General features: G+C 70.9%; 15 protein-coding genes. 5 read left to right on the top strand and 10 right to left on the bottom strand.

Annotated elements, in window-relative coordinates; all coding sequences use genetic code 11:
- Window positions 1-74 precede the first annotated feature (74 nt).
- From CRYAR_RS08190 to CRYAR_RS08175, 4 genes are read right to left on the bottom strand one after another with little or no spacing between them, the layout of a single operon-like run.
- Complete coding sequence (locus CRYAR_RS08190; RefSeq protein ID WP_035849547.1) at window positions 75-1,070, bottom strand: ABC transporter substrate-binding protein; 996 nt, start codon at window positions 1,068-1,070, stop codon at window positions 75-77.
- On the bottom strand, window positions 1,067-1,867 hold the full coding sequence (locus CRYAR_RS08185) for an ABC transporter ATP-binding protein (protein ID WP_035849544.1): 801 nt from the start codon (window positions 1,865-1,867) through the stop codon (window positions 1,067-1,069). Before CRYAR_RS08185 ends, CRYAR_RS08190 begins: the two co-directional genes overlap by 4 nt.
- A complete protein-coding gene (locus CRYAR_RS08180) occupies window positions 1,864-2,901 on the bottom strand; it encodes a FecCD family ABC transporter permease (protein WP_035849541.1) in 1,038 nt (345 codons plus the stop codon). Before CRYAR_RS08180 ends, CRYAR_RS08185 begins: the two co-directional genes overlap by 4 nt.
- Entirely contained in the window at window positions 2,898-3,905 is a 1,008-nt protein-coding gene (locus CRYAR_RS08175) for a FecCD family ABC transporter permease (protein WP_051569921.1), read from the bottom strand. Before CRYAR_RS08175 ends, CRYAR_RS08180 begins: the two co-directional genes overlap by 4 nt.
- 91 nt (window positions 3,906-3,996) lie before the next feature.
- On the opposite strand from CRYAR_RS08175, the gene CRYAR_RS08170 reads away from it, so the two are divergent.
- Window positions 3,997-4,782 (top strand): SDR family NAD(P)-dependent oxidoreductase, encoded by a 786-nt coding sequence (locus CRYAR_RS08170; RefSeq protein ID WP_035849536.1) that lies wholly within the window; start codon window positions 3,997-3,999, stop codon window positions 4,780-4,782.
- On the opposite strand, the gene CRYAR_RS08165 is transcribed toward CRYAR_RS08170, so the two are convergent.
- The 4 genes from CRYAR_RS08165 to CRYAR_RS08150 all read right to left on the bottom strand — a co-directional run bounded on the left by CRYAR_RS08165 (window position 4,779) and on the right by CRYAR_RS08150 (window position 9,994).
- Window positions 4,779-6,464, bottom strand: coding sequence for a M28 family peptidase (locus tag CRYAR_RS08165; protein ID WP_051569920.1), 1,686 nt, complete (start codon window positions 6,462-6,464; stop codon window positions 4,779-4,781). The genes CRYAR_RS08170 and CRYAR_RS08165 overlap by 4 nt on opposite strands.
- A 158-nt stretch (window positions 6,465-6,622) precedes the next feature.
- Entirely contained in the window at window positions 6,623-8,260 is a 1,638-nt protein-coding gene (locus CRYAR_RS08160) for a M28 family peptidase (RefSeq protein WP_051569919.1), read from the bottom strand.
- A gap of 89 nt (window positions 8,261-8,349) precedes the next feature.
- Window positions 8,350-8,721 (bottom strand): MmcQ/YjbR family DNA-binding protein, encoded by a 372-nt coding sequence (locus tag CRYAR_RS08155; RefSeq protein WP_035849533.1) that lies wholly within the window; start codon window positions 8,719-8,721, stop codon window positions 8,350-8,352.
- 4 nt (window positions 8,722-8,725) lie between these two features.
- The gene (locus tag CRYAR_RS08150) at window positions 8,726-9,994 is read right to left on the bottom strand and encodes a serine hydroxymethyltransferase (protein WP_211247331.1); all 1,269 of its coding nucleotides are present in this window, start codon (window positions 9,992-9,994) and stop codon (window positions 8,726-8,728) included.
- A 205-nt stretch (window positions 9,995-10,199) separates the two neighbouring features.
- Between CRYAR_RS08150 and CRYAR_RS08145 the strand changes: the two genes are divergently transcribed.
- Window positions 10,200-11,678 (top strand): glycine hydroxymethyltransferase, encoded by a 1,479-nt coding sequence (locus CRYAR_RS08145; protein ID WP_035849531.1) that lies wholly within the window; start codon window positions 10,200-10,202, stop codon window positions 11,676-11,678.
- On the opposite strand, the gene CRYAR_RS08140 is transcribed toward CRYAR_RS08145, so the two are convergent.
- Together CRYAR_RS08140 and CRYAR_RS08135 are read right to left on the bottom strand one after the other, a co-directional pair.
- Window positions 11,671-12,624 (bottom strand): cyclase family protein, encoded by a 954-nt coding sequence (locus tag CRYAR_RS08140; RefSeq protein WP_035849528.1) that lies wholly within the window; start codon window positions 12,622-12,624, stop codon window positions 11,671-11,673. The genes CRYAR_RS08145 and CRYAR_RS08140 overlap by 8 nt on opposite strands.
- Window positions 12,621-13,610 carry an amidohydrolase family protein gene (locus CRYAR_RS08135; RefSeq protein ID WP_035849524.1) on the bottom strand — a complete coding sequence of 330 codons (990 nt, stop codon included), beginning with the start codon at window positions 13,608-13,610 and terminating at the stop codon, window positions 12,621-12,623. The genes CRYAR_RS08140 and CRYAR_RS08135 overlap by 4 nt, the downstream gene beginning before the upstream one ends.
- 175 nt (window positions 13,611-13,785) lie before the next feature.
- Between CRYAR_RS08135 and CRYAR_RS08130 the strand changes: the two genes are divergently transcribed.
- The 3 genes from CRYAR_RS08130 to CRYAR_RS08120 all read left to right on the top strand — a co-directional run bounded on the left by CRYAR_RS08130 (window position 13,786) and on the right by CRYAR_RS08120 (window position 16,227).
- The gene (locus CRYAR_RS08130) at window positions 13,786-14,742 is read left to right on the top strand and encodes a fumarylacetoacetate hydrolase family protein (RefSeq protein ID WP_051569918.1); all 957 of its coding nucleotides are present in this window, start codon (window positions 13,786-13,788) and stop codon (window positions 14,740-14,742) included.
- An 84-nt stretch (window positions 14,743-14,826) separates the two neighbouring features.
- On the top strand, window positions 14,827-15,594 hold the full coding sequence (locus CRYAR_RS08125) for a CoA-transferase (protein ID WP_035849521.1): 768 nt from the start codon (window positions 14,827-14,829) through the stop codon (window positions 15,592-15,594).
- A 3-nt stretch (window positions 15,595-15,597) separates the two neighbouring features.
- Window positions 15,598-16,227, top strand: a complete 630-nt coding sequence (locus CRYAR_RS08120) for a CoA transferase subunit B (RefSeq protein ID WP_035849518.1) — start codon at window positions 15,598-15,600, stop codon at window positions 16,225-16,227.
- The last annotated feature ends 11 nt before the right edge of the window (window positions 16,228-16,238 follow it).

Here is a 16,238-nt window from a genome sequence, read left to right as displayed (position 1 = left end):
TCCGGATATTCCTCCGCCTTGCCTGACGACGCCTGAGCGGTGCCTCGCTGCGAGCGAGATTCGCAGGACACGACCTAGAGCTTCTTCGCCGCACCCAGATCCGTAGCGAGTTCCTGGTAGATCTTCGCGTACGAGGTGTACGAGTACGGCGCCGACGCGTACCACGGGTAGACCTGGCCGGCCTTGACCGCGGGCAGGTTGGCCCAGGTCGCGATCTTCGCCAGGTCGGCCTTCGCGGCGTCGTAGTTGCGGGCGTCGACGAGGATCACGTCGACGTCGCGGTAGCCGGTCGCCTCTTCCCAGCTCTGCTGGGCGAACACGTCCTTGGTGGCCTTGGTCGGGTCGATGACGTCGAGGCCCTGGCCCTTCAGCGTGGTGGCCTCCGGCAGCATCGCCGGGTTCACCACGTACAGGCTGTCCTTGCCCGGCGACATGATCGCGACCTTGAGCCCCGACGACTTCGCGACCGAAGCCACCTCGGCCAGCGCGGCCTGGTAGTCGGACTTCGCCTTGGAAAGCGCCGGCGACGAGGTGTCCGCGCCGAGCTTGCCGGCCAGCTCGACGAACGTCTCGATGGCCTCGTCGGTGGTCTTGTAGTTGCCGGGCACGGCGACGGTGGGCGCGAGCTTCTCGACGCGCGAAGCCTGCGCCTGCGGGACGTACCACAGGCCCTTCTGGTCGAACGTGTAGTCGATCAGCAGCTCGGGGTTCATCAGCGCGTATTTCTCGGTGTCGAACTCGCCGTAGGTCTTGCCGAGCACCTCGATCTTGGTCGGGTCCAGCGAGCCGGCCTGGTAGCTCAACTTGCCGTCGGCGCCGGGCGTCAGCTCGCCGTAAGCGCCTTTGACCTGGTAGCCGGCGTCGAGGAGCGCGGCGGCGACGGTGCTCTGCGCGACGACCGTCGTCGGGGTGTTCGAGATTTTGACGTCCTTGCCGCGGGCGTCCTTGTACTCGAACGGCCCGGCCGGCGCGGAGGCCGATGAGGAGTCGGCGCTCTCCGTACCACCGCACGCACTGAGAACGAGCGAAAAGGCCGCTACCAGAGCGACGCCGGCGACGCGAATTTTCACGAGGTGACTTCCTTCAACGTAGACATGCGGGGGATCACGAGCGGCGTGCCGGACTCCGGGTCGTCGATGACCTGGCAGGGCAGGCCGAAGACCTGCTCGATGAGGCTGGGCGTGATGATCTCGACGGGGTGCCCCGAGGCCACGATCGCGCCGGATTTCATCGCGACGAGATGCGTGGCGTAGCGGGCGGCGAGGTTGAGGTCGTGCAGCACGGCGACGAGCGTCGAGCCGCGCTCGGTACGCAGACGCGCGCAGAGGTCGAGCACGTCGATCTGGTGGGCGATGTCGAGATAGGTCGTCGGCTCGTCGAGGAGCAGGATGTCGGTCTCCTGGGCGAGGGCCAGCGCGATCCAGACGCGCTGGCGCTGGCCGCCGGAGAGCTCGTCGAAGAGCCGCCCGGCCAGCTCCGTCACGCCGGTGAGCTCGAGCGCGGAGTCGACGGCCCGCTGATCGGCCGGCGACCACTGGCGCAGCAGCGTCTGGTGCGGGTACCGGCCGCGGGCGACGAGGTCACGCACGCTTATCGCGTCGGGCGCGGTCTGCGACTGGGGCAGCAGGCCGAGCCGCCGGGCGACCTCCTTCGAGGAGTACTCGTGGATGGCCTTGCCGTCGAGCACGATCGAGCCGCGCCCCGGCTTCAGCAGCCGCGCGAGGCCACGCAGCAACGTGGACTTCCCGCAGCCGTTCGCACCGACGATCGCGGTGAACGACCCGTCGGGGATCGCCAGGTCGAGGTCGGGCACGATCGTGCGCCCGTCGTACCCGAGCGCGACGTGCTCAGCCTTCAATCGGGTCATGCCCGGCCCTTCTTCCATTCGCGGCTCAGCAGCCAGGCGAGATACAGACCACCGACGACCCCGGTGACCACACCGACCGGCACGAGCCGGGGCTGGAACGCTTCCCGCGCGAGGAAGTCGGCCAGCACGAGCAGCAGCCCGCCGGTCAGGCCGGACGCCGTGAGGTTCGGGCCCGCCGCGCGGGTGAGGCGGCGCGCGATCTGCGGCGCCGGGAGCGCGACGAACTGGATCGGACCGGCGGCGGCGACGGCGGCCGAGGCGAGCAGTACACCCGTGCCGACGGCCGCGAACCGCGCCCGTCCGATCCGCAGGCCGAGGCTCATCGAGCGTTCGTCGGAGAACTCGCTCAGGCTCAGCGGCCGCATCAGGAACACACAGGCCACGAGTCCGACGACGAGCACCGCGCCCATCAGCTTCACCTGGTTCCATTCGCGCCCGGCGAGGCTGCCGACGATCCACGCGGAGGCGCTCTGCGCGTCGTACAGCTGCGACCGCACGATCAGCAGCTGGTTGACCGAGATCAGCATGAGCGCGAGCCCGAGACCGACGAGCACGATCCGCAGTGGCGCGATGCTGCCGCGGTGGTAGGCCAGACCGAACACCAGCGCCGCGGTGACCACGCCACCCACCACCGCGCCGAACGACGCCGCGACGAACCCGCCGTGCAGCAGGAGCATCGTGACCAGCGCACCGGTGGTGGCGCCCTGTCCGAAGCCGACGACGTCGGGGCTGCCGAGCGGGTTACGCGTCAGCGACTGGAAGATCCCGCCGGAGATGCCGAGCGCGATACCGACGAGCGCACCGGTGACGGCCCGGGGCAGACGCAGCTCGGCGACGATCAGCTCGGTGGCGGGTTTGCCCTCACCGAACACCGCCGTGAACACCTGGTCCAGCGGGAACGAGTTGGTGCCGGCGGCGAGCGACAGGACGATCGCGGCCAGGAGCAGAACGCCTAGGACGAGACACACCACCACCGAACGACGGTGGACCCGGAGCACGACGGGCCCCGCCGCGAGCACAGGTACCGCGGTCATGCCGCCGCCAGCATCCGTCGGCGCACGAGCGCGATGAAGATCGGGGCGCCGAAGATCGCCGCCACCAGCCCGGCCTGGATCTCCGCACCACCCGAGACGACCCGCCCGAGCGTGTCGCAGAGCACCAGGAAGAACGCGGCCAGCACCATCGAGAGCGGCACCGCCCGGCGTTGATCGGCGCCGACGAGCCAGCGCGCCACGTGCGGCACGGTCAGGCCGATGAAGACGATCGGCCCGGCCACCGCGGTCGCCCCGCCGCACAACAGCGTGATCGCGACGCCGGTCAAAGCCCGGGTCCGCCCGACGCCGAGCCCGAGCGCGCGTGACGTGTCCTCGCCCAGCGCGAGCGCGTTCAGGGCCGGGGCCACCAGCAGCGCGACGACCGCCCCCGTCGCGATGAACGGCAGCGCGGCGACGAGCCCGTCGTACCCGCGGTTGACGACCGAGCCGACCACCCAGAACCGCATCTCGTCGAACGTGTCCTGGTCACGCATCGCGAGACCGTTCATGTACGCGAAGAGCACGGCGGTGAGCGCGGCACCGGCGAGCGCGAGACGGGCCGGCGTGGTCGCCGCGCGTCCGCCGCCGCCGAGGAGGTACACGGCGACCGACCCGATCGCGGCGCCGGCGAGGGCGAGCCAGACCTGCGGGTAACCGCTGGTGATGCCGAAGAACGTGAAGCCGGTGACGATCACCGCGGCCGCGCCCGCGTTGACGCCGAGCAGGCCGGGGTCGGCCAGCGGGTTGCGGGTCAGCGCCTGCATGAGCGCGCCCGCGCCGCCGAGCGCTAGGCCGACGACGACGCCGACCACCGTGCGCTCCAACCGGAGACCGCGCACGATGTCGGCGATCTCGCCGTGCGCACCGGGCAGCAGCGCGCGGACCGCGTTCACCAGGGCGATCGACTGCCGCCCCACCATCAAGCTCAGCACGACGACGCAGCCCAGCGCGGCGACGGCGATGCCGAAGACCGCGAGCTGTCGTCCGACCACGGCGCCTCTCACGGAAGTTAGGTTAGCCTAGCTATATCGAGAGACTCGATGGTCCCGGCAGCCAGTACCGTTGCTCCCGATACAGGCGGAGCAGGAGGTCGGGATGGATCTGGGTCTGGACGGGGCACGCGCGGTCGTCACCGGGGGCAGCCGAGGGCTGGGGTTGGCGATCGCCGACTCGCTGGCCCGCGAAGGTGCCTGGGTGGGGCTGATCGCCCGCGGGCCCGACGACCTGGCCGACGCCGCCGAGAAGGTCGGCCGTCACGGGCGGCCGGTCGTGACGGTCGTCGCCGACGTCACCGACCCCGCCGCGCTCGAGGTCGCGGTGAACGAGGTGGCGGAGTCGCTCGGTGGCCTCGACCGCGTCGTCGCCAACGCCGGGGGCACCCAGGGCAACGGCAACCTGCGGACCGGCACGGTCGACGATTTCCTCGGCACGTACGCGCTCAACGTCGGTCACGCGGCGGCGCTGACCAAGGCCTCACTCCCCCACCTCGAGGCGGCCGGCCGCGGTTCGGTGCTGTTCGTCGCGTCGGTGACCGGCATGAAGCCCGGGCCGCGCACGGCCTACGCCGCGGCGAAGGCGGCCGAGATCCACCTCGCGGCCACGCTCGCGTTGGAACTCGCGCCGCTCAACGTGCGGGTGAACGCGATCAGCCCGGGCTCGATCCTGTTCGAGGGCGGCGGCTGGGCGCACCTGAAGGCGAACGACCCCGAGCGCTTCGAGAACTTCCGGGCCAACGAGTTCCCGTTCGGCCGGCTCGGGCACCCCGAGGAGATCGGTGACGTCGCCGCGTTCCTGCTCTCCGACCGGGCGTCCTGGATCACCGGCGCGAACATCGCGGTCGACGGCGGCCAGGGCCGCCCCAGCGCCCGGTCGTTCGCCTAGGGCGCCGGGGTCGCCGAGCCCACGACGTCGGACACGTCGTAGGCGTACCGGCCGACCGCGGTCGCGATCGCGTCGCTGATCAGGTCGAGCGGTACGACGTTCACGTTGCCGACCAGCCGGCTCCCGTACGCCCGCGCGAGCCGGCGGTAGTCGTCGCGACGATCCTTGTCCTTCACCGCCCCCAGCCCGTCACAGGCCTGGTGGTAGCAGGGGTCGTACGCGACGCCGGGCACACCGCCGAACTTCGCGACCGCCGATTTCGGCTTGATCCCCTCGGCCCCGGTGTCCATCCCACCGGCCGGGATGCCGATGCCCTTCGCGATGAACGGCCCGTAGTCCGACCGTCCGTTGAACTCGCTGGCCGTCGACTTCTGCCCGTGGTCGGCGAGGAAGCCCTGGAAGAACTTCTCGATCGCCGCCGAGCCGGTCGGTCCGCGGTCGCCGTCGTACACGCCGAGCTCGTAGTTGGGCGAGCCGATCATGTCGAAGTTGAGGTACAGCGCGATCCGCTCACGCTCCGCCGAGGTCAGCGAGTCCACGTAGTGCTGGGATCCGAGCAGCCCGGCTTCCTCGCCGCCCCACCAGGCGAACCGCAGGGTGTTGGGCGTGCTGCTGGTACGGGCCAGTTCGGCGTAGCGCAGCGCCACCTCGAGCACCCCGGCGCTCCCGCTGCCGTTGTCGTTGATCCCGGGCCCGGCGGGCACCGAGTCCAGGTGCGCCCCGACCATCACCGTGCGTCCGGCCCGCTTCGCGGGCAGCTCCGCCAGCACGTTCTCGGTGGTGCGCGTCTCCGACAGCGTTTCGGTCTCGATGCGGACGCTCCGCGCCGGCGACGCGGCGAGCTCGGCGCCGACCGCGTACGACACCCCGATGGCCGGGATCCGGAACGGCTCCTGCAGGGTGCCGCCGAACGCGTCGAGCCGGTCGCGGCCGGTGCCGTTGCCCTGGTTGAAGATGATCAGGCCGGCCGCGCCCGCGGCCACGGCGTGCCGGGCCTTCACGCTGAAGTCGCAGGATCCGCGCTGCACCAGCGCGATCGCGCCCCGCGGGAAGCCGGCGAAGTCAGCGGTTTCGCAGCCGCTGGTGGACGCGCGAGGCGGCCGCAGGGTCACGTCGACCGGGTGGACGCGGGCCTCGACGGCACCGGAACCGGCATAGCTGAGGATCTGGAAGTCGATGGTCGCCCGGTACGGGTGGGTGGTGGGGGCGGTGCGCCGGAACGTCGTCGGGCGGACCTCCTCGAAGTACGGGAACTCGAACTTCGACCGGGTGACGCGGTAGCCGGCGGCCTCGAGGTGGCCGGCGACGTAGTCGGCGCTGCGGGTGTAGCCGTGCCCGACGCCGGACGCCCGCGTGCCCTTGTTGCCGTCGGCGATCTGCTGGAACGCGCGGAGGTGCGACAGGACGCCGTCGACGGTCACCTGGGCCGCGAGCGCGCGCCCGGCCGCCAGACCGGCCTCCGCGGGGGGCGTCGCGGCCGGGGTGCCCGGGGTGCTCGACGGAGTCGCACCCGGGGTGCGCGTCGGCTCGGTGGTGGGGGCCGGTGCGGGCCGGATCGCCCGGGTCGGGGTCGCGGTCGCGGTCATCTGGTGGGCGGCCACACCGGTCAGTGCGGCGACGACGAGTGTCGTCACGACTCCGACGGCTCGCGTCGGACGGTTGCGGCGGGTGCGAGCGCGCATGCCTTCTCCACGGGATGACGTCGATTAATCCCGATTCAGGAGATTAGTCCCATTACGCGATCACGCTGACGACCACTCCCCCGACGCGCCGCGCCGGACACGCGGAGCGGGCCCGCGCCTTCGCGCGGGCCCGCTCCGTGATGCGGAAATGCGTTCGGTCAAACGGTCGGCACGGGGCCCTGCCCGCCGCCGCTGGGGGCGGCGGCCGCGGCGGCCTTGGGAGCGTCACCGGGCTCGGAGATCCCGCTGGTGTTCCAGGCCAGCCTGGCCACGGCGTCCGCGATCGCGTCGGAGTTCAGATCGAGCGCGAACACGTTGATGTTCCCGACCAGCTTCTTCCCGTACGCCTTCGTCAACCGCTGGTAGACCGCGGCGTCGGCGCCGTCCTTCTTCGGCGACAGGCTGTCGCACTTCTGGTGGTAGCAGGGGTCGTACGCGACATCCGCCACCCCGCCGAACTTCGCGACGTCAGCCGCGGACTTCTTCCCCTCGGCCCCGGTGAACAGCCCACCGGCCGGGATCCCGATGCCCTCGGCGATGAACGGCCCGTAGTCCGAGCGCCCGTCGAACTCGGTGTCGACGACCTGCTGACCCCGGCTCGCCAGGTACTTCCGGAAGATCGTCTCGAGCGCACCGGAGCCCGCCGGCGGCGTTCCCGTCCCGGTCGAGTTGTCCCCGTCGTACACCGCGAGCAGGTAGTTCGGCGACCCGATCATGTCGAAGTTCAGGTACAGCCCGATGTCCGCGACCTGAGCCGGCGTCAACGCCGACACGTAGTGCGCCGAACCGAGCAGCCCACCTTCCTCCGCACCCCACCAGGCGAACCGCACCTTGTTCGGGGACTTCTTCGCCAGCGGCGCGTACTTCAACGCCACCTCGAGCAGACCCGCGCTCCCGGTGCCGTTGTCGTTGATCCCGGGCCCCTCGGGCACCGAATCCAAGTGCGCACCCGCCATGACGACGTTGTCCGCGCGCCCGCCGGGCGTCTCCGCGAGCACGTTCTGGGTGGTGCGGGTCTCCGACAACGTGTCGGTCTCGATGCGGACGACGGTGTTCGTCGTACCGGCCAGCTGCGCACCGAGCGCGTACGGCACGGTGATCGCGGGGATCGGCACCGGCCCACCGGCGTTGCCCTCGAACAGCTCGAACCGGTCGGGGTTCGCCGCCTCGGTGCCGTTGCCCTGGTTGAACACGATGAGGCCGACCGCACCGGCCGCCGCCGCGTTTGTCGCCTTCACCCCGAAGTCGCACGTGCCGCGTTGCAGCAGCGCGATGTTGCCCTTCGGGAAGTTCGCGAAGTCGGTGGCCTCGCACCCGCTCGTCGACGCGCGCGGCGGCGTCAGGTTGACGTCGACCGCGGTGACCGTGCCCTGGGCCGCGCCGTCGCCGGAGAAGCTGAGCGTCTCGAAGTCGGTGCCGTTGACGAACGTCTTCGGCGCGGGGCTGACCTGGCTGAACTTCGACGGGTTGAGCTCCTGGAAGTACGGGAACTCGAAACTCTGCCTGCTGACCCGGTAACCGGCGTGCTGCAGCTTCCGCGCGACGTAGTCGGCGCTCCGGTCGTAGCCCGGCGTGCCGGACGCCCGGGTACCGCGGTTGGCGTCGGCGATCTTCTGGAACTGGCGCAGGTGCCCGAACACGCCCTCGGTGGTCACGGCCGACGTCAGCTTCTTCGACAGCGCGGCGCCGGGGTCCGGCGGAGCGGCCGCGGCGGGGGTGGCGGCGGCGAGGGCGAGCGTGGTTGCGGCAGTGAGCGCGACGAGCGCGCGTCTCGGGCGGAAATCGGATAACGGCATGAGCGGCGCCTCCGGGTCGGTCCGACACAGGTGGTGCTCGAACCTAGCCGGAGTGCGGAGCTACCGGGACCAAAACGGATTAATGCTGATCACTGATCGATAACGGTACCGAGGCGAGCGACGAGCGTCTTCGGCGCGACGCAGCGGTACGCCTCGGTGACGATTTCGGTGATCTCGTCCCAGTCGACGTCGGGACCGTCCAGCCGGACACCGAGCCAGCCGCTCGGCCCCACGTACGGGGGCCGGAAGAACCGCTCCGGTTCGACGGCGACCATCTCCTCCTGGACACCGGGCGGCGCCGGACACCAGAACGCGACGTGCTCGTCACCGTGCACGTGATCGGCGAACGTCACGAACGTCCGCTTGTCGCGCACCGCCCACGTCGGTGCCCCGTGGCTGATCCGCTCGGTGGCCTCCGGCAGTGCCAGACAGATCCGCCGCAGCGTCTCCAGGACGTCCATCGTTTCAGTGTGGCGAGTAACAGGGGTAGCGCGCCGCGAGATCGGCGACGTCGTCACCCACGCCCTGCTCGCCGCGGATGGCGCGGACGATCAGCTCGGCGGCGAACTCCATGTCGGCCTCGGTCATGCCCTGCGTGGTGGACGCCAGCGTGCCCAGACGCAACCCGGATGCCTCTTCGGGCAGCCGGTGGTCGAACGGCAACACGTGCTTGGTGAGCAGGATGCCGACGTCACGGCAACGCTGCTCGGCCTCGGCGCCGCTCACCTGGGCGTCACCGAGATCGACGAGCACCATGTGGTTGTCGGTGCCGCCGGTGACCAGACGCAGCCCGGCGCTCTCCAACCCGTCGGCCAGCGCGGACGCGTTGGCCAGCACCCGCTGGGCGTAGTCGACGAACGCCAGCTCGCCCGCCTCGCCCAGCGCGACCGTCTTCGCGGCGACGTTGTTCATCTGCGGCGCGCCCTGCAGGAACGGGAACACCGCGTTGTCGACGCGACGGGCCAGCGCACGCGTGCAGAGGACGATGCCGCCCCGCGGGCCACGCAGCGACTTGTGGGAGGTGGTGGTGACCACGTCCGCATAGGGCACCGGCGACGGCACCGCGCGACCGGCGACCAGCCCGCTGATCTGCGCCGCGTCGACCAGGAAGTAGGCTCCGACCTCGTCGGCGATCTCGCGGAACGCCGCGTAGTCGATCAACCGCGTGTACGCGGTGGGCCCGCAGACGATCAGCTTCGGCAGGTGCTGGCGAGCCAGATCGCGGATCTCGTCGTAGTCGAGGCGCTCGTCGGACCGGCGGACGCCGTACCCGACCGTGTGGAACCACTTCCCGGAGAAGTTCCGGCTGCTGCCGCTGGTGAAGTGACCGCCGTAGCGGGGCTCCATCGCCAGCACCGTATCGCCCGGAACCAGCAGCGCGGCGAACGCGGCGAGGTTGGCCAGCGTGCCCGAGTGCGGTTGCAGGTTCGCGTGCTCGGCGCCGAACAACGCGCACGCCCGGGCCCGGCCCAGTTCCTCGGCCTGGTCGATGAACTCGCACCCGCCGTAGTACCGCCGGCCGGGGTACCCCTCGGCGTGCTTGTCGCCGAGGGTGGAGCCCAGCACCGCGCGGACCGCCGCGGACGTGAAGTTCTCACTCGCGGTCAGTTGCACGCCGTGCCGGACACGGTCGTACTCCGCCGTGAGGATCTCGGCGACCTCGGGGTCGGCCGAGCGAAGTCCGTCGAGGCCCGCCGGACGGTATCCGTCGACGACCGCGCTATGCAGTGACACAGCAGACCACCCCCGCCAGGGTTAGTGCCACCACGCTACGTCACCGGACAACCCCGTGGGGAGATGTCCACAGGTGCAGTAAAGGAGCACGTCGGTATCACCGAAGTTGCAGGTGAGAGCCCATCGGGGCGGCCGTTGTCGGTGGAGGTCCGTATCATCGCCCCCCGAACACGAGCAGCCCCGAACCGGGAGGTCACGCCCCACCATGTCCGAGCTCAGCGCCCTGCGTTACCTGGCCGGCCTCGAGGGAGCGGCCCCCGATCCCGGAGCCCTGGCGTTCTTCGCCTCGCTCGACCAGATCACCACGGTCGACCCCACGGTCGCCGGCGGGATCGTGCAGGAACTCACCGACCAGCGGTCGAACGTGAAGCTGATCGCGAGCGAGAACTTCAGCTCGCTGGCGGTGCAGCTGGCGCAGGGCAACCTGTTCACCGACAAGTACGCCGAGGGCGCGCCCGGCCACCGCTTCTACGCCGGCTGCGACAACGTCGACACGATCGAGGCCCACGCGGCCGGCCTGGCCCGGCAGCTGTTCGGCGCCGAGCACGCCTACGTGCAACCGCACTCCGGTATCGACGCCAACCTGGTCGCGTTCCTGAGCATCCTGGCCACCCGGGTCGAGAGCGGCATCATCGAGAAGTTCGGGCGCAAGAACGCGTCCGCGCTCACCGACGCCGAGTGGGCCGAGCTCCGCCGGGAGGTGCTCGACCAGAAGCTGCTCGGCATGGACTACTACTCCGGCGGTCACCTGACCCACGGGTACCGGTTCAACGTCTCGGCGCGGCTGTTCGACGCGCGGTCGTACACGGTGGATCCCGAGACCAAGCTGCTCGACCTGGATGCCGTGCGTGCGCAGGTGCGCGAGGTGCGCCCGCTGATCCTGCTCGCGGGATACAGCGCGTACACCCGCCTGATCGACTTCGCGGCGCTGCGCGAGATCGCCGACGAGGTCGGCGCGGTGCTGATGGTCGACATGGCGCACTTCGCCGGGCTGGTGGCCGGGAAGGTGTTCACCGGTGACCACGACCCGGTCGCGCACGCGCACGTCGTCACGTCCACCACGCACAAGACGCTGCGCGGTCCCCGCGGCGGGATGGTGCTGTGCACGTCGGAGTTCGCCGACGCCGTCGACAAGGGGTGCCCGACGGTGCTGGGCGGGCCGCTGCCGCACGCGATCGCGGCGAAGGCGGTCGCGTTCACCGAAGCACTCGAACCGTCGTTCGCGTCGTACGCGGCGAACGTCGTCGAGAACGCGCGGACGCTCGCGGCCGAGCTGCAGCAGCGCAAGGTCGAGGTGCTGACCGGCGGCACCGACAACCACATCGTGCTGGTGGACGTCGCCGCGAGCTACGGGCTCACCGGGCGGCAGGCCGAGAGCGCGCTGCGGTCGGTGGGCCTGACGCTCAACCGCAACTCGCTGCCGTTCGACGCGAACGGGCCCTGGTACACGAGCGGCCTGCGCCTGGGAACGCCGGCGGTGACGACGCTCGGCATGGGCGCCGACCAGATCGCCGAGATCGCGGACGTGATCGCGACCGTGCTGGCCGCGGTGACGACCGACGGCTCGAGCAAGGCCAAGTTCGCGCTGGACAGCGCCGTCGCCGCCGAGGCACGCACCCGCACCAGCGACCTCTTGCGCGACTTCCCGCTCTACCCCGAGATCGACCTCGGCCTGATCACTTGAGCGCCAGGGGGTTCACGGGGGACCCCACCGCGCCGGTGATCGGGAGCGGGGCCGCGACGAGGAAGAACTCGTAGACGCCGTCGGCGGCGCAGTCCGCCGCCAGCGCGTCGAGGTCCCACATCTCGCCGATCAGGAGCCCGATGTTCGGGATCGCGATCTGGTGCAGCGGCTGGAACGCGACCGGGAACTCGTTCGGCCGCACCTCGAACCCCCAGGTGTCGGTCGCGATCGCGGCGATCTCGGTGCGGTGCAGCCACGGTGCCGTCCAGAACGAGAGGCCCGGTGCCGCCCCACCGGCGAACTCGCCCCAGCCCGGCAACGAACGGCACGCCCCGAGCTGCCCGGTGCGCACCAGCACGATGTCCCCGCGCCCGACGGTCACCCCCTGGGCCGAAGCCACCTGTTCCAGGTGGTCGACGCCGATCGCGAACCCGTCGGGCAGCACGCCGTCCGTACCGAACTCGCGCCCGACGTCCAGGAGTACGCCGCGCCCGGCCACGTCCGCGGCCATGTGCTCGATACCGGTGACCAGGTCACCCAGCGAGCTCACCACCTGTTCGGCCGGGCGCCCGTTCCAGGCCTTGCCCCGGTCGAAGATGTGGCCGAGCCCGTCCCACTGCGTCGCGCACTGCAGCGGCATCGCGATCACGTCGTCGGCGCCACCGATGCCGTGCGGGAAACCCTGGTGACCGGCCACCGCGTCCACGCCGGTGTCGAGCATCGTGTGCACCGGGTTCGTGCGCCGGCGCCACCCCTTCTGCGGGCCGTCGGCCTCGAACCGCATCGAGAGCGAGAACGACGCACCCCGGCGTACCAGCGCGGCGGCGCGCTGACGAGCGTCGACATCGAGGTGGTTGAGGGTGCCGAGCACGTCGTCTGGTCCCCACCGGCCCCAGTTGCGGCACTCGGCCGCCATCGTCGCGATCGCGGAATCGACGTCGGTCATTTCATCCCCAGGAGTGCGGTGGCGTTGCCGCCGCGGATCGCGTCGGCCGAATCGGCGTCGAGGGACGCGAGGGCGAGCCGGTCGAGCGGGTCGGTGACCCCCATGTCGAACGGATGGTCGGTGCCGAGCACGACGCGGTCCGCGCCGACCGCGGCGACCAGCCGGTCGAGCGCCTCGCCGGTGTAGACCAGCGAGTCGTACCAGAACCGGCGCAGGTACTCGCTGGGGCGTGAGGCGCACGTGCGCGCGTCCCGCCGCGCTTCCCAGGCGTGGTCGGCGCGGCTGGAGTACACCGGCAGGTAGCCGCCGCCGTGCGCGGCCACGATGCGCAGCCCCGGCCGCCGGTCGAGCAGCCCGGAGAAGATCAGCCGCGACAGCGCGAGCGTCGTCTCCAGCGGGTTGCCGATCGTGTTCGACAGGTACGCCAGGTCGAGCCGCTCCCCCAGCGTGCAGCCCCACGGGTGCACGAACACGATCGCGCCCAGTTCCTCGGCGCGGGCCCAGAACGGCTCGAGTGACGGGTCGGACAGCTCGCGCCCGTCCACGTACGTCGAGACCTCGACGCCACGCAGCCCGTCGGCGACGGCCCTGGTCAGCTCGGACACGGCCAGCGCGGGGTGCTGGAGCGGCACCGTGCCCAGACCCAGCAGCCGGTCCGGAGCGGCCGCGCAGTGCGTCAGGATGCCGTCGTTCACCGTGCGCGCGTACCTCTCCGCGAGCGGCGCCCCGGCCCAGTAGTGGTGGATCGGCATCGGGCTGACCACCTGCACGTCGAGCCCGGCCCGGTCCATGGCCGCGAGGCGCAGGGCGGGGTCGGTGAGCGCCGGCACGATCGCGGCGATCTGCTCCCGGTTGACCGCGCTGCTCTCCGCCCCCGCCGCACGGGCCTCGGCGACCCGGGACCGCGCGAGCGCCGGCTCGTCGGCGACCAGCCCTTCGGCTCGCCCCACCAACGCGTGCGCGTGCAGATCAACAGCGTGCGTCATCGCGGCGCCTTCCTCTCCACCCGGAAACCGTACGGTCGCCCGACACACCTGCGGAAATGGATCTTGTCGATACGAACCATCGAGGAAGCCGATCACCACTAGTCGGAACGTCTATTTCCGTGCCCCTGGCCCGGCGCCCTAGCGTGACGTCCAGACAGCACCGAGGAGGCGCTCGATGAGGATCGTCCGGCGGAACACCGCGTCCGGCCCACAGCTCGCCGTCGTCGACCGCGGCGACCTGGTCGACCTGCCCGGCGAGCGGGACCTGATCCCGCTGCTCGACGGCCGTCTGGCCGCCGTCGCCGAGGCCGCGCTGCGCGAGCGCGCGACCGTCACCGCCGAGGCCGACGCCGAGCTGCTGGCGCCGCTCGAACCCACGACGTTCCGCGACTTCTCGACGTTCCCGGAGCACACCGCGGGCATCGTCAAGCTGTTCGACCCGGCGGCGACGGTCTCACCGGAGTTCTTCGAGATCCCGACGTTCTACTTCAGCAACCCGTACGCGATCACCGGTCCGACCGCGGACGTCCCGGTACCGCCGAACTGCGTCGCGTTCGACTTCGAGCTCGAGGTGGCGGCGGTCGTCGGACGCACCGGCCGTGACCTGACCGTCGACGAGGCGGCGGACCACATCGCCGGTTACGTCGTGCTCAACGACTTCTCCGCCCGCGACGTCCAGTTCCACGAGATGACGCTGAAGCTCGGCCCGGCCAAGGGCAAGGACACCGCGACCACGCTCGGCCGGTACTTCGTCACCGCCGACGAGCTGGCGCCGCGCGCGTCCGGTTCGTCGTTCGACCTGCGCATGGAGGTGCGGGTGAACGGTGAGCTGGTCGGTTGCGACCGGCTCGACAACATGGCCTGGACGTTCCCGGCCCTGGCCGCCTACGCCTCCCGGGGCACCGAGATCCGCCCCGGCGACCTGCTCGGGTCCGGCACCTGCCAGGGCGGCTGCCTGGCCGAACTGTGGGGCCGCCACGGCCGGGACTTCCACGCTCCGCTGGCGCCGGGCGACGTCGTCGAGACCAGCGTCGAACTGCTGGGTGGGACCGTCAACCGGGTGGTGGCCGGCGTCGAGGCCCGGCCGATCGAGCCGTTCGTCACGGCGTCGGGGTTCACGGCACAAAGCTGACCGCCGGCTGGCGTGCTTTGAACACACTGACCAGGCGAGATACCGTCACGCAATATAAGACGGTCGACATAGCGGAGGTGTGACATCAGCGCGAACAAAGTGGTGTCGTCAGCGGCGGAAGCGGTCGCGGATATCGCGGCCGGCGCGTCGCTGGCCGTGGGTGGGTTCGGGCTGTGCGGGATCCCGCACGTGCTGATCGAAGCCCTGCACGCGACCGGCGTCGACGACCTCCGGGTCGTGTCGAACAACTGCGGGGTCGACGTCTGGGGGCTGGGCGTCCTGCTCAAGGACCACCGGATCTCCCGGGTGACCGGCTCCTACGTCGGCGAGAACAAGGAGTTCGCGCGCCAGTACCTGGGCGGCGAGCTCGAGGTGGAGCTGACCCCGCAGGGCACGCTGGCCGAGCGGCTGCGCGCCGGTGGGTCCGGAATCCCGGCGTTCTTCACGCCCGCCGGCGTGGGGACGATGATCGCCGACGGCGGGCTGCCGTGGCGGTACGGACCGTCCGGTGACGTGGTGGTTTCGTCGCCCCCGAAGGAAGTTCGGGAGTTCGGCGGCCAGGAGTACGTCCTCGAGGAGGGCATCGTCACCGAGTTCGCGCTGGTGCGCGCCGCGGTCGGCGACCGGCACGGCAACCTCGTGATGCACGAGTCGGCCCGGAACTTCAACCCGCTCGTCGCGATGGCGGGGCGGATCACCATCGCCGAGGTCGAGGAACTGGTGGAGCCGGGGTCGATCCTCCCGGAACAGGTTCACGTACCCGGGGTCTTCGTGCAGCGGGTGGTCGGGCCGGTGGGTGTCGAGGGCAAGCAGATCGAGAAGCGCACCACCCGACCCCGTTCGGAGGCCTGAGACATGGCGTTGACGCGTGAGCAGCTGGCCGCACGGGCGGCCCTGGAGCTGCGTGACGGTCAGTACGTGAACCTCGGCATCGGGCTGCCGACGCTGATCCCGAACTACGTGCCCGACGGTGTGCACGTCACGCTGCAGTCGGAGAACGGCATCCTCGGCGTCGGGCCCTACCCCTACGAGGGCGACGAGGACCCCGACCTGATCAACGCCGGCAAGGAGACCGTCACGCTCCTGCCCGGGGCGTCGTTCTTCGACTCCGCGATGTCGTTCGCGATGATCCGCGGTGGTCACATCGACGTCGCGATCCTCGGGGCCATGCAGGTCTCGGCGACCGGCGACATCGCGAACTGGGTCATCCCCGGCAAGATGATCAAGGGCATGGGCGGCGCAATGGACCTGGTGCACGGGGCCAAGCGGGTCATCGTCGTGATGGAGCACGTGGCGCGCGATGGCAGCGCCAAGATCCTGGAGGAGTGCTCGCTGCCGCTGACCGGCAAGGCGTGCGTGCAGCAGATCATCACCGACCTCGCGGTGATCGAGGTGACGCCGAACGGCCTGGAGCTGGTCGAGACCGCGCCGGGCGTCACCGTGGACGAGGTGGTGGCCGCCACCGCGGCCCCGCTGAAGGTGTGACCGGCGGACCC

It is taken from the genome of Cryptosporangium arvum DSM 44712, from assembly GCF_000585375.1.
Lineage (GTDB): Bacteria > Actinomycetota > Actinomycetes > Mycobacteriales > Cryptosporangiaceae > Cryptosporangium > Cryptosporangium arvum.
This window is presented reverse-complemented; position numbering and strand designations above follow the sequence as displayed.